General features: G+C 64.1%; 8 protein-coding genes and 2 pseudogenes. 7 read left to right on the forward strand and 3 right to left on the reverse strand.

The window, feature by feature from the left end:
* From IVB13_RS20445 to mdlC, 6 genes and pseudogenes are all read left to right on the forward strand, one after another.
* Window positions 1–371, forward strand: a 371-nt coding sequence (locus tag IVB13_RS20445; protein WP_247490194.1) for a LysR substrate-binding domain-containing protein, incomplete at its 5' end; no start/stop codon positions are given.
* Window positions 372–414: 43 nt separating this feature from the next.
* Window positions 415–891 carry a MarR family transcriptional regulator gene (locus IVB13_RS20450; RefSeq protein ID WP_085352402.1) on the forward strand — a complete coding sequence of 159 codons (477 nt, stop codon included), beginning with the start codon at window positions 415–417 and terminating at the stop codon, window positions 889–891.
* A 46-nt stretch (window positions 892–937) separates the two neighbouring features.
* A complete protein-coding gene (locus tag IVB13_RS20455; RefSeq protein ID WP_247404324.1) occupies window positions 938–2647 on the forward strand; it encodes an FAD-dependent oxidoreductase in 1710 nt (569 codons plus the stop codon).
* Between the two features lie 89 nt (window positions 2648–2736).
* Window positions 2737–4062 carry an MFS transporter gene (locus IVB13_RS20460; protein ID WP_085352450.1) on the forward strand — a complete coding sequence of 442 codons (1326 nt, stop codon included), beginning with the start codon at window positions 2737–2739 and terminating at the stop codon, window positions 4060–4062.
* Between the two features lie 35 nt (window positions 4063–4097).
* Window positions 4098–5545 (forward strand): annotated as a pseudogene (locus IVB13_RS20465) (aldehyde dehydrogenase).
* A 35-nt stretch (window positions 5546–5580) separates the two neighbouring features.
* Window positions 5581–7153, forward strand: a pseudogene (gene mdlC, locus IVB13_RS20470) (benzoylformate decarboxylase).
* On the opposite strand, the gene IVB13_RS20475 reads toward mdlC, so the two are convergent.
* From IVB13_RS20475 to IVB13_RS20485, 3 genes are all read right to left on the reverse strand, one after another.
* Window positions 7150–8685 carry a hypothetical protein gene (locus IVB13_RS20475; protein WP_085395552.1) on the reverse strand — a complete coding sequence of 512 codons (1536 nt, stop codon included), beginning with the start codon at window positions 8683–8685 and terminating at the stop codon, window positions 7150–7152. The pseudogene mdlC and the gene IVB13_RS20475 sit on opposite strands and share 4 nt — an antisense overlap.
* Window positions 8686–8715: 30 nt before the next feature.
* Window positions 8716–9891, reverse strand: coding sequence for a glycosyltransferase family 4 protein (locus tag IVB13_RS20480; RefSeq protein WP_247412964.1), 1176 nt, complete (start codon window positions 9889–9891; stop codon window positions 8716–8718).
* 300 nt (window positions 9892–10191) lie between these two features.
* Window positions 10192–11538 (reverse strand): polysaccharide biosynthesis C-terminal domain-containing protein, encoded by a 1347-nt coding sequence (locus IVB13_RS20485; protein WP_247490196.1) that lies wholly within the window; start codon window positions 11536–11538, stop codon window positions 10192–10194.
* Between the two features lie 433 nt (window positions 11539–11971).
* On the opposite strand from IVB13_RS20485, the gene IVB13_RS20490 reads away from it, so the two are divergent.
* Window positions 11972–13195 (forward strand): NAD(P)/FAD-dependent oxidoreductase, encoded by a 1224-nt coding sequence (locus IVB13_RS20490; protein WP_085395443.1) that lies wholly within the window; start codon window positions 11972–11974, stop codon window positions 13193–13195.
* Window positions 13196–13212: the final 17 nt, after the last annotated feature.

The raw sequence follows: 13212 nt of genomic DNA on the forward strand, positions 1-13212 counted from the left end.
TCGCGCGCCACAACATGCTGATCTACAATCTCGCCAACGATCCCTATTCGCTGCGCCTGCGCAAGGGCAATGGCGCGCAGACTGTTCGCATCACGTCGACGCTCGACAGCAATGACGGCCAGGTCATCCGCGGCGCCGCGCTGGCGGGGCTCGGCATCCTCATCCAGCCGCTCTATATCGTGCAAAGCGACATCGCGGCGGGCCGCCTCGTCCCCGTTCTGATGGACTGGGAGCTGCCGCTGCTGACGATGAACATCGCCTACCAGAACCGTGCCGGACTGCCTGCCAAGATCAGGGTCTTTTCCGACTTCCTGGTCACCCACATCCGCGAGCATTCGCAGCCGGGGATCTGGATCGACGCGGCGAAGTGAGCGACATTTTCGAATTCAGGCGGCTTTGTAGAAGGCACATCCATTGAAAGCCAGGACATCCGGCACCGCATGGCGGCATGCCAACATCGGTCGGCTGCTCAACAACGCGGTGCGGCGCTTCGAAGGTCGTGTGCTCGAACTGATGAGCGAGAAGGGGCATGGCGAAACGAGGATCGCGCATGTCGGCCTCACACGTAATCTCGACGTGGAGGGGACCAGACTGACGGAGCTCGCCCGCCGCGCCTCCATGAGCAAGCAGGCGATGGGCGAGCTGGTCGATCAATGCGCCGAGCTCGGCCTGGTCGATCGGATCGCCGATCCGACCGATCGGCGCGCGCGCATCGTCATGTTCACGCCGGCCGGGCGCAAATGGCTCGATGCGTTCCGCGACGCCGTCGACGTTGCCGAGCAGGAGATGCGCGCCGAGCTCGGCAAGGCCACGATGGACGCGATCCTGAAGGGACTGGCGGTCTATGGCGCGACGTTCGATACGCTCGATACGCTCGACGACGCCAAGTAGTCAGGCTACTTGACGATATCGTCAGGCGAGCTTACCATGCGGAATAATGCTGGTAGGGAGAAGCGCCTTGGAAACATGTCTGACGGCCTCGGTGCTCATCGTGGGTGGGGGGCCCTGCGGCCTGATGCTCGCCAACGAGCTCGGCCGGCGCGGCGTGTCCGCGATCCTGGTCGATGAAAAGCCGGGCACAGCATTCAATCCGCAAGCCAATGCGACGCAAGCGCGCTCGATGGAGCACTATCGGCGGCTGGGTTTTGCCGACGAGATCCGACGCGAAGGTCTGCCTGCGGATTACCCGACCGACGTTGCGTATTTCACGCGCTACACCGGTTACGAGCTGGCCCGATTTCAGTTGCCGTCATCGTCACGCGCGGGCGAGCTCGTCAAGGGCATGTCGGGCTCCTGGAGCGCCGCCGAGCTGCCGCATCGGGTCTCGCAAAAATACGTCGAGGCGGTGCTGCGCCGCCACGCCGAACGGCTTCCCGGAATACGGCTCAGCTACGGTCATCGTCTGATCAGCTACGTCGAGAGCGATGACGGCGTTATCGCCGAGATCGAATGTCTCGATGACAACAGCCGCTTTCAGGTCCGGGCCGACTTCCTGGTCGGAGCCGACGGGCCGCGCTCGATGGTCCGGCAATCGCTCGGGATCGTCTACGGCGGCGAAACCGGAACGCAGCGCGATTTCATGGGCGGCCGCATGCTGGCGGTCTATCTCCGTTCGCCTGGCTTCTACGCGAGCATCCCGCATGCCAAGGCGTGGATGTACAATTGCTTCAACGGCGACCGCCGCGCCTTCATGGCATCGGTGAATGGGCGCGACGAATTTGCGTTTCACACGCAGCTTCGGCCCGGCGAAGACGAGAGTGCGATCACAATCAACGAGGCCAAAGCAGCGTTCCAGCGTGCTTGCGGCGCGCCGATCGACTGCGAAGTGCTGTCATTCGTGACCTGGACCGCCGGCCACGCGCTGGTCGCAAACGGAATGCAGCGGGGCAGAGTGTTCCTCGGCGGCGACGCGGCGCATCTGTTCACGCCGACCGGAGGCCTTGGCTACAACACCGCGATCGAGGATGCGGTCAACCTCGGCTGGAAGCTCGCAAGCGTCATCAATGGTGTGAGCCCGGCGGAGCTGCTCGACAGCTACGAGGTCGAGCGGCGTCCGGTGGCGCTGCGCAACACCGATTATGCGCGTCGCTTTGCCGACTCGCTCGGTCTGTTCGCGCCTGCGCCTGACATCGAGGACGCCACCGAGGCCGGCGACGAGGCGCGGCGGACGGCGGGCGTCTATCTCGAACAGCACGCCCGCGCGGAATTCAACATTCCCGGCGTCACCTTCGGTGGGCGCTACGACGGCTCGCCGATCATCGTCTCCGACGGCAGCCAGCCGCCGCCCGATGCCGCGAACGTCTACGTTCCGAGCGCCTGTCCCGGCGGCCGCGCCCCGCATACGTGGTTGGAGGACGGCGTCTCGCTGTACGACCTGTTCGGGTTCGAGTGGACGCTGCTCCAGTTCGGCGAGGTCATGACCTCTCATGCGTCAGTCGTCGAGACCATCCGTGCGATCGGGGTCGATGTGAAACTCGTCACGCTGCCGAAATCCCTGCGCGATCTCTATGAGGCGGATGTGGCTTTGATACGCCCCGACCAGATCGTGGCTTGGCGCGGCAGCGCGTCACAGGCTGGTACAATCGGGCGCGTCCTTGCCCGAGCACTCGGACACAACGCGAGCGACGGCGCACGGCTGGCAAGCTGATCGACTCTCGCCGTTGCATCCGACCAGCGGCTGCGGCGGCCAATAACAACAAGACAACAAAACGACAAATGACACCGGAGGAGGAAACCGTGACGACAAGAGCATTGGAGCACTACGACGACCATGCCGCCGCCGGCGCCACTGCCGAGCAGACGGCGAGCAGCCGCCGGCGTATCCTGATCGCCGGCACCATCGGCACCGCGATCGAATGGTACGACTTCTTCATCTACGGCCTGATCGCGCCGCTGGTGTTCGATCAATTGTTCTTTCCGAAGTTCGACCAGCTCACGGCGACGATTGCGGTGTTCGCGACGTTTGCCGTCGGATTTTTGGCGCGTCCGCTCGGCGGGCTTGTATTCGGCCATTTCGGTGACCGTCTCGGCCGAAAGTCCGTCTTGCTGTGTACGCTGCTCATGATGGGACTTGCGACCATGTCGATCGGGCTGTTGCCGACCTACGCCAGTGCAGGCGTGGCTGCGACCGTCGCGCTCGTGGCGTTGCGCTTCGTTCAGGGGTTTGCGCTCGGCGGCGAGTCGACCGCGGCGATCCTTATGGCGATCGAGACGGCGCCCGGGCACCGGCGCGGCTTCTCGGCCGCGGTGATCCAGGCCGCAGGACCCGTCGGTGTCGTGCTCGCCTCGTTTGCGGCGCTCACGATCGCGCGGCTGCCGGAAGCGGACCTGCTGTCATGGGGCTGGCGCGTGCCGTTCCTAATCAGCGCGGTTCTGGTCGCGCTCGGCGTCTATATGCGCCTGCGCATCGAGGAGAGCGCGACATTCCGAAAGGCGAAGGTGACGGAAGCAGCGCCTGTGGTCGAAGCGCTGCGGGAACATTGGCGGCCGATCCTCATCGTATTCTTCGCCGAGATGGCGCAGACGTCCTATTTCTATCTGACAGCCATCTTCACCATCTCCTTCGCGACCCGTCAGCTCGGCGTCCAGAAAGACGTCATCACGCAGGCCGTGCTGTTCGCCAATCTCGTCGGGCTCGTTGCGATGCCACTCATCGGAGCCTGGTCCGACCGTATCGGACGAAAGCGTCTGTTCTTGGCCGGCGTGGTGCTTGCAGCCATCTCGATGTTTGCATTCTACGGTGTGGTCGCGAGCCGCGACACGGTGCTGGTGACGGGCGCGGTGATCCTCGCCGCGGGGGTGATCCATCCGCTGATGTTCGGCAGCGAAGGAAGCTATTTTCCGGAATTGTTTCCGACCCGCATTCGCTTCACCGGCGTGTCGATCGGAAAGCAGCTCGGGACGGTGCTCGGCGGCGGCATTGCGCCGCTGGTCGCCACCAGCCTGTTTGCGCAGACGGGCTCCACCTACGCGATCACAGGATACTACGTTGCGCTCGCGCTCGCGGCGATGATTGCGCTCGGCTTTGCGCGTGAAACCGGAAAATCGCGGCTGCTCGGCTAGAGCGAGCGCCATTATCAACCCCAGGGAGGTTTTTCATGGACGTCAGTCTTCTCATCAACGGGCAGGATCAGGCCGCTTCCAGCGGCAAGGTGTTCGAGCGGCGCAATCCGCTGTCGCAGGAGGTCGCAAGCCGCGCGGCCGCCGCGACCGCTTCCGATGCCGACGCCGCGGTGGCGGCGGCCTCCGCCGCGTTTGCCGCATGGTCGGCGCTCGGCCCGAATGCGAGGCGAGCCCTGTTGCTGAAGGCCGCAGATGCGCTTGAGGCCAAGCGCCACGCCTTCGTCCGGATCATGATGGCCGAGATCGGCACGACGGAGATCTGGTCGGCCTTCAACGTCAAGCTCGCGACCGGCATGCTGCGCGAAGCGGCGTCGCTCACCACGCAGATCGCCGGCGAGGTGATCCCGTCGGACAAGCCGGGATGCCTCGCGATGTCCATTCGACAGCCCGCCGGCGTGTGCCTCGGCATCGCCCCGTGGAATGCGCCGATCATTCTCGGCGTTCGCGCCGTGGCGACGGCGCTCGCCTGCGGCAATTCCGTCGTGCTCAAGGCCTCCGAGATATGCCCGGGGACGCACCGGTTGATCGGCGAGGTCTTCAAGGACGCAGGCTTTCCGCCCGGTGTCGTAAATGTTCTGACCAACGCACCGGCCGATGCGCCCGCTCTGGTCGAGCGCCTGATCGCCAATCCGGCCGTGCGGCGGATCAATTTCACCGGCTCGACCCGCGTCGGGCGCGTCATCGCCGAGCTCGCCGGGCGCCACCTCAAACCGGTGCTGCTCGAGCTTGGCGGCAAGGCGCCTCTTGTCGTGCTCGACGATGCCGACCTCGATGCCGCCGTCGCGGCGGTCGCATTCGGCGCCTTCATCAATCAGGGCCAGGTCTGCATGCGACCGAGCGGGTGATCGTCGACGAGGCGGTAGCGGCGTCCTTTGTCGACAAGCTCGCGAAGAAGACAGCTGCGCTTCCGGCCGGCGACCCGCGCTCCGGTCCGGTCGTCATCGGCTCGATGATCGACGAAGCGCCGGCCAAGCATGTCGTTGCACTGATCGACGACGCGATCGCCAAAGGCGCCGTCAAGCTCGCGGGCGGCGACCGGGTTGGCACGGTCGTTCCGGCCACCGTGCTCGACCGCGTGGTGCCCGGCATGCGCATCTATACCGAGGAGAGCTTTGGTCCCGTCGTCTCGGTGATCCGGGCAAGTGGCGTGGATGACGCGGTGCGGCTCGCCAACGATACCGAGTACGGCCTCTCGGCCGCCGTGTTCGGCCGCGACGTCGCGCGCGCGCTGACGGTGGCGCAGCGGATCGAAAGCGGCATCTGCCACGTCAACGGCCCGACCGTGCATGACGAGGCGCAGATGCCGTTCGGCGGCATGAAGGGATCGGGCTACGGCCGCTTCGGAGGTCAGGCCGGGATCGCCGAGTTCACCGATCTGCGCTGGATCACCATCGAGACCCAGCCGCAGCACTATCCCTTCTGACCGCGCAACAAGCGAAGCCCATCAGGACGCTATTCATGAATTCGAAAGTTCTCACGGTTCGGGAAGCGACCCTCGGTGTGCTTCGCTCCTTTGGCGTCGATCGCGTTTTCGGCAACCCCGGCTCGACCGAGCTTGCCTTCCTTGGCGACTGGCCCGACGACATCGACTACGTGCTCGGATTGCAGGAAGCCTGCGTCGTCGGTATGGCAGACGGCTATGCGCAGGCCACGGGACGAGCGGCGTTCGTCAATCTGCACTCGGCGGCCGGGCTCGGTCATGCCCTCGGCAATCTCTTCACCGCATTCCGCAACAAGACACCGATGGTCGTGACAGCCGGGCAGCAGGCGCGCAGCCTATTGCGGATGCGACCCTATCTCTTCTCCGAGGACGCCGCACAGTTTCCAAAGCCCTATGTGAAATGGAGCGCCGAACCGGCGCGCGCCGAAGATGTTCCAGCGGCGATCGCGCAGGCCTTCCTCACCGCCATGCAGCATCCCCGCGGTCCGACATTCGTGTCGGTCCCGTCGGATGATTGGGCGCGGCCCGCAACCGCTCCACCGGTCCGCTGCATCGCGACGGAGTTTGCGCCCGATCCGGCGGCGATCGTTCGGCTCGGCGCGGCGATCCGAGCCGCCAAAAAACCTATCTTCGTTGTCGGACCCGAGATCGATCGCAGCGGCTGCGTCGACGCGATGGTCGCTGTGGCCGAGCAGGCGAGCGCGGCCGTTTGGGCAAGCCCGATGTCGAGCCGTTCGAGCTTTCCGGAATTGCATCCGCTGTTCGCCGGCTTCCTTCCGGCAGCACCGGGAGGGCTCGCCCGCGCATTGCGCGGCGCCGATCTGATCGTCGTGGTCGGCGCGCCGGTGTTTACTTTCCATGTCGAAGGACAATGTGAATTGCTCGACGACGGAACGCCGGTCTGGCAGATCACGGATGATCCGACGGAAGCCGCATCCGCTTCTGTCGGTGACACCATCATCAGCACGCTCCCAAAGGCGCTGGCTGGGCTGCTGTCGGCGATGCCAGGGATCGCGGAGGTGCCGGCCGCGCGGATGCGGCCTGCCGTTCCTGCCGCGCAAAATCCGCTTCCGCCCGCTTATGCGCTCGCCCGGCTCTCCGCGTTGATGCCGGCCGATGCGATCGTGGTCGAGGAGGCGCCGTCGCATCGTCCCGCCATCCAACAATTCCTACCACGGCCTGGCGCGGACAGCTTCTACACGATGGCGAGCGGCGGACTTGGTTATAGCCTGCCGGCCTCGGTCGGCGTGGCGCTGGCGCGGCCAGGCCGCCGCATCGTCGCCCTGATCGGTGACGGATCGGCGATGTATTGCATCCAGGCAATCTGGACCGCGGTGCAACGCCGCCTGCCGATCACTTTCGTGGCGCGCCTTCAGCCAGCTGATGCAGGCGCATCGCCCGCCCGGGATCGACCTGCCCGGGCTCGACTTCGTGGCGCTCGCAAGGGGAATGGGTTGTCCGGGGCAGCGCGTGACCGATGTCGGCGACGTCGACGCCATCTTGACCGAAGCGTTTGCATCAAGCGGTCCCGCGCTGGTCGATATCGCCGTCGACGACGCCACGACGGACCTGTTCAGCCATCCGCGCTAGCTGGCGGCAGAGGGGCTGGTCCGCGGCGACAAGACAGCCGATGGAAATTTGCCTCCGAAGGCACGGGTCTTGGGTTGGACACGCGACCCGTCGATCACCTCGAGTTGTCCGCAGCGATTCAAGGTATGCAACTTCCTGCCGGGCCATGCTGGCCCTGGCCGCAGAGAGTGGCGGATAATCTGCTTGAACGTCGTCGGCGACAGTTCGACGATTTCCGCCAGGGCGAGCGCTGCCCCATATCCGCCGGCACAATCCTGGACCGGGCGCCACAATTTGTCATTGATGGTGACGAAATTCCCCGCAGGCCGCGTGCTCGCGCGGTCGATCAGGACCGGGTTGCTGGCATGCGGCAACCACGGGCCCATGAGGTGCTCGGCGTGATAGATCGCCAACGAATCCGAATACCCGCCAGTGCCATCGCGCCAGGCTCCGAACAGATAGTGCAGGCCGTTGTGCCGCGTGATCGTCACATCGGCGAGTTCAAGTCCTGAAAGCAGCGTCGCGTGGCGCTCCCATTTGTCCGGGAACCGAACGCATTTATAGATGGCGACGTCCCCATTGGTCGAGCTCTCCGGGATCATCCACAATGCGCCATCGTCCTCGATCAGGAACGGATAGGAGAGGTGCCAGGGCTCGTCCAATACGGGCACGACCGCTCCGACCGGGCCCTTATCGTCGAACTCGATCGCGGAAATGATTCCTTTTCCAATCCGGTGATCGAGATCCTCAAAGAAGACGAATGTTCTTCCCTGCCATGTGATGGGGAAAGGATCGGCGTAGAAGTGGTTTCCGGGATCGGCAAGGACGTTCCAGCGAGGCCCTGACAGGTCTCCGGTCTGCCAGACGCCTGCGCCCTTGTTGATGCGCCATCCGACATGCCAATGCGGGGCATAGCAGCAGAGGCGATAGATCTCCTTGGCGATCGATATGGTGAGGCCGCGCGCGACATAAGCCGTTGGCGGGCGGCCGTTGTCCGCTCGGGCCGGTCGTGCCAGCTGCGGCACGATGCGCGGTCGTCCCGACAGGATGGCGGCCACCATGGTCAGGGTTCGCGCCATGACCGTTTCCAGGCCCCCGCTCAGACCGGCCGCGATTTCGGCGGAGGGATGGCCACGATCGAGGACTGCACCGTCGACCTCGTCGACGATTTCGATCACCGGCAGATCGCCGGCGAGAATGGCGGCAAGAGCTGCGTTTTCGCCTGCCACTCCATTGAACAGCGGGCGGAGATACTGCCGGGCGGAGCAGTTCGGATCCCGCGCGCCACCGGTGAAATCGACGATGACGTCTGCCGTGCCGGCGCGAGCCTGCATCCGGTCCGGACTGATCTTCAGCCTTTCGGTGCCGCTGTGTTTGCCCTTGTGCAACACCAAACGTTCGAGTTCGAACAGCATGTCGAGACCCGCCGGCCGCGGCTCCGCCGTTGCCGTCCACGCGATCTGGACCGGTACATCCCGCCCGTCGATCGACAGCGTCTCGCGGCCCATCCACCGCCGCGCATTCTCAATTTCACAGCGAAACTCGATGGTCATGTCGAGCCGATCCGTTTCCATGCGCCCCGATCAAATGACCTGGCCGAGAATTCGAACGTATTCCTCCACCATGGCGTCCACTGAATAGCGCAGCTTCAGGCCTTTGGCGTTTTGCCGCAGTTCGTCGCTCAGTTTTTGGTCCGTCAGGAGCCTGGAGACGGCGGCCGACAGCTTGGTATGATCGGAGGCATCGACGAACAGCGCTGTCGGCTTCCCTTCGACGGACAACACTTCGCGCAAGACCGGAAGATCGGTGACGACCGAGGGAACGCCGGCGTTTGCAGCCTCCACAGCGGCGAGGCCGAAGGTCTCCGCCTGCGTCGGAAATACGAACACGTCGAGAGCGGCGAGAAACTCCGCCATCTGGCGTGGGGTGATTTCGCCGAGCAGATGCAGCCTGTCCGATACTTTCAAGTCATCCGCCAACTGCCGCAGCCGGGCCTCGTCGGCTCCCTGCCCGGCCAGTGCGAGGTGCCAGGAGGGTTGATCCGGCAACAGACATATCGCCGCGTCGAGCCGCTTGTGCGGGTGTAATCTTGCTGCGCAGCCGAGCAGGGGGCTATCCGGCGGGAGATTGAACTTCTGTCGCGCAGCTTGCTTCGACAGGGTGAGCGCCTTGTCGTCGAAGCCGTGCGGGACATGCACCATGCGCGCGCGATAAGCCCTGGGGTAGCGCGAATACTCGCGCTGCATGTCCAGCGAGTTGAGCGTGATGCGGTCGAAGAAGCCGAGGCTGCCCATGACGATGTCGGCCGTACGGACCGGCCAGCTCATCGACAGCGCGGATGAAACCTGATTGGCGATGACAGGTGCGCGGCAGATCAGGCGCGCCACACCGGCGCCGATGACATTGCCGAAGTGCTGAAAGGTCAGAACGGCGTCAGGCCTGGTGGCCCTGATATGGCGGCCGAGCGTCCACAGCATTTGCAGCAGCGCCAGCGGATTTCCCGGCCGGCTCGACGCGCAATAGACCGTGTGGGGCGGCTCATCGAACGAATCCGACTTGCGGAAGAAGAAAAGATTGGTGACGCGATAGCCGCGGGCGGTCAGCCCGGCGCCAAGCAGGCGCGAGATCTCCTGCGCACCGGCGTTCTCAGCCTGGGTCTGTACGAGCAGCACGTGCGGCTTGCGTCCGCCACCGTTGGGCGACGGGAGTGCTGTCGCAGTCGTCTCGCCCAACGCCTTGTTTGGCTGGTAATGCAGCACGGATCCCGACCCATTAGAGAAGCGAATTTTTCACCTTCTTAACTCCGTATCTACCATGCGGGCATCGCGCGGACACCGACTAGCAACAAACGGAGTTAATGCGCCCTGCCAAGGGCATGAGGGAATTCCGCTGGTTCCCGACGAAGTGCAGAGGACGCGGGCAACCGCCGATTAACCATCGATATTTGGGTTGGAGCGGGCCCACTAAAGCATATGAAAACGACGCACATTCCGCCGGTGCGCCGACGGCTGCTGGTGCGCTCTCCTTCATGCGGGACACGCGCGACATATGCTGACGCTCTATTCGCCGGAGTCCGCGCCACGGACCGCGTAGGCGCTGGGCTTCGATGCGGAGAAGCGCAGAAGCCCTAGAATCGAAGGATCGACGCCGGTTCGCTGGCGACAGAGGATGTTGAGGACGATGGTCGCTAACGCGAGCGACACAGTGGCCGAGATCGCTGCGCCAAGAACGCCGAGCCAGGGAATGAGGACGAGAAATCCAACCAGCCGTAGCGCTACGTTCCCGGCAATCACGGGGACATACTCGCGCTCATGGCCGGTCAGTTGCAATATCGCCGCAGACGGACCGCCCGCCGCCTGGACCGCCGTTCCGATCGCGAGCACGATCAGGACCCAGTGCTGCGCAGCGAAATGTGGCCCGAACAAGTTGAGTAGATGGGGACCTCCAACCCAGATCAGGAGGAGTCCGCTGACCACGCACACCGCGGTCACTTCCGCCATGAGCCGCAACGTTCGCTCGAATTCCTGATGGTTCTTGCTGAAGTACAGCGAGGGGAGCCGACGTGCGCCAAAGCTGTACAATGCGGCCGACAGCATGGCGAAGATGTTGGCCAGGCGCGAAGCGGCAAAATAAATTCCGGCGGTTGCCGGGTCCAGCATCCAGTAGACCAGAATGACGTCGAAATACTGGTTCGCGGCTTCGAGAATGGATGCGACCCAGAAATGAAGCGCGCTCGATCTCCAGCGCGACGGCTCGGAACGCACCGCCGTGCCGCGGAAATCCGGTAGAACTCGCGCAATCGCGATGATCTGTGCGACCAGTCCGACCGACATGGCAATCGTCATCACGGCGATCAATTCGGCGGGATCAAGCTGCCGATGGCCGAACATGATTGCGAGCAGAAACAGCACCACGCTGACTCGCCAGAAGAACTCCCTGTTTCCTTCCCCCATGAGAATGCTGACCAGCGAGCGTGCGATCTGGCTGCCAAGCATCAGTCCGGCATTCACGGCTGTGTAGGCCGACACCGCGACAACCAGCAGCCACGAGGCGCCTTTGATGTTCGCGCCGATCGCGATTGCGCCGATCGCAATCAGCATCGCGACGGAGGAAATCTTGAAGCTCGATAGCAGCACGCCCTTGGTGAGATCAGGCTGATTTCCCACCCGATACTCGTTCAGAAATCGCACCAGCAGCGATTCCTGGCCCACCAGACCGACGACCGCTGCCATCTGGGCGACCGAAAGCCAGGTCGCAAAGATGCCAAACCCATCGGGCGACATCGTTCGTGCCGCAAGCGAGAACAACGCGAACGCAAGCGCGCCGCTACCAACCTTGAGAAGGATGGTTCCGGCAACACCGCGCGTCACGTCGCGCCGCATGAATTGGACGATGGATTCGATCATGGAGATTTAAGGGGCAACTTCCCCTGAAGAGACATTTTCCGATTACCTGCGACAGCCTAGCATGCCGAAAAACCGCGAGTGTTAATGGACGGCCTCCATGATCCCGCCCTCCGCGGCGACGTCGCGGCCATGCCTGTTGCTTCACTATGGAACATCGCTGACCCCATTGTCCCAGATAGAGCAAAGTGCGGCCCGGTCGCGTGGCGGCAGAGCGCCGCATCGACGGCCGATGAGGCGAGATGAGCCATTGGAATGCGGACCGGCTCAACGGGAATGGCCATCCCGAGCAAGGCGCGTGCCGGATCTCATCGGGCCGGGCAGGTCTCCGCTGCGTTAACCGAGATATCGAGAAATGATCGCGTTTGGTCCTACGATGCGACATCAGGCGAGAGAATTGCACGGGCAACCATCGTTGACCGTGGGAGCCTGAACCATGACGGCGGATAGCAACGTGACCGAGCCGAGCGCTGGATCTGCGACCGCGGCGATCGTCGTCGACATCGCGATCGTCGGCGGCGGCCTTGCGGGCTCGCTCGCGGCGGCCGTGCTCGCGCGGGCAGGGCATCGTGTCGCTCTCGTCGACAAGCGCGCGGTCCATCCGGACGAGTTTCGGGTCGAAAAAATAGGCGGCCGTCAGCTGGAGATGTTGCGCAAGCTGGGCTTCCTCGATGCGCTCGACAACGTGGCCTGTCGATATGATCAGGTGCTCAACATCAGGGAAGGCAAGGTGGTCGATGTCAGCGTCGGCCGGGCTTACGGGCTTCCATATGCCGATCTCGTCGCCATGGCGCGCAGCCAGCTGCCTGATCCGTCCAGCCTCATTGTCGATGAGGTCACTGCGGTCAATTGTCGCGACGATCTCCAACATGTCGAGCTCGCGTCAGGGGGGCGCATAACTGCGCGCCTCGTCGTGCTGGCCACGGGCATGGCGGGCGTGCTCGGCTACAAGCTCGCCATCAAGCGGCGCGTGCTGGCCGAGCGCCATTCGGTTTCGTTCGGCTTCACGATCGCCCGCCGCGACCACGCGCCGTTCGATTTCGAGGCGTTGACCTGTTATGGGGAGCGCACAGCGGACGGCATCGATTATCTCAGCCTGTTTCCCGTGCGTGCCGGCATGCGGGCAAATCTCTTCATGTTCCGAGACCCGACCGATCCGATCATGCGCGAGCTGCGCCGTGAACCGGAGGCGACGGTCTTGCGCCTGCTTCCGGGATTGCGGCCCTACCTTGGCGATTTCCACGTGATCGACCGGGTGCAGAATTGGGTGATGGACCTGTCCGTCGTGGAAGGACATCTCCAGCCCGGAGTCGTGCTCATCGGTGATGCGTTCCAAACGAATTGTCCGGCCGCCGGCACGGGCGTCGCCCGTCTGCTGGTCGACGTCGAGCGCCTCTGCACCGAATATGCGCCGCGTTGGCTCGGGACCGAGGGCATGGGCCGGGAGAAGATTTCTGAATTCTATTCCGATCCCGACAAGGTCGCGGCGGACCAGCAGTCACTGAAGATGGCGCGCTTCCGGCAGGCCCTGACGTCCCGCAACGATATTGGCTGGGACGTGCGGCGGCGGCTGCACTTCCTGCGACGCAGTATCACCCACCGGCTCGATCAGATGCGGCCCGGCTGGCTCGCCCAGGTTCGAAGCGCGCTACGCGCCTGAGAGCGGCACCCGGTCGG

Origin of the sequence: Bradyrhizobium sp. 17 (genome assembly GCF_023073515.1) — a bacterium.
In the GTDB taxonomy this organism is placed as follows: Bacteria; Pseudomonadota; Alphaproteobacteria; order Rhizobiales; family Xanthobacteraceae; genus Bradyrhizobium; species Bradyrhizobium canariense_D.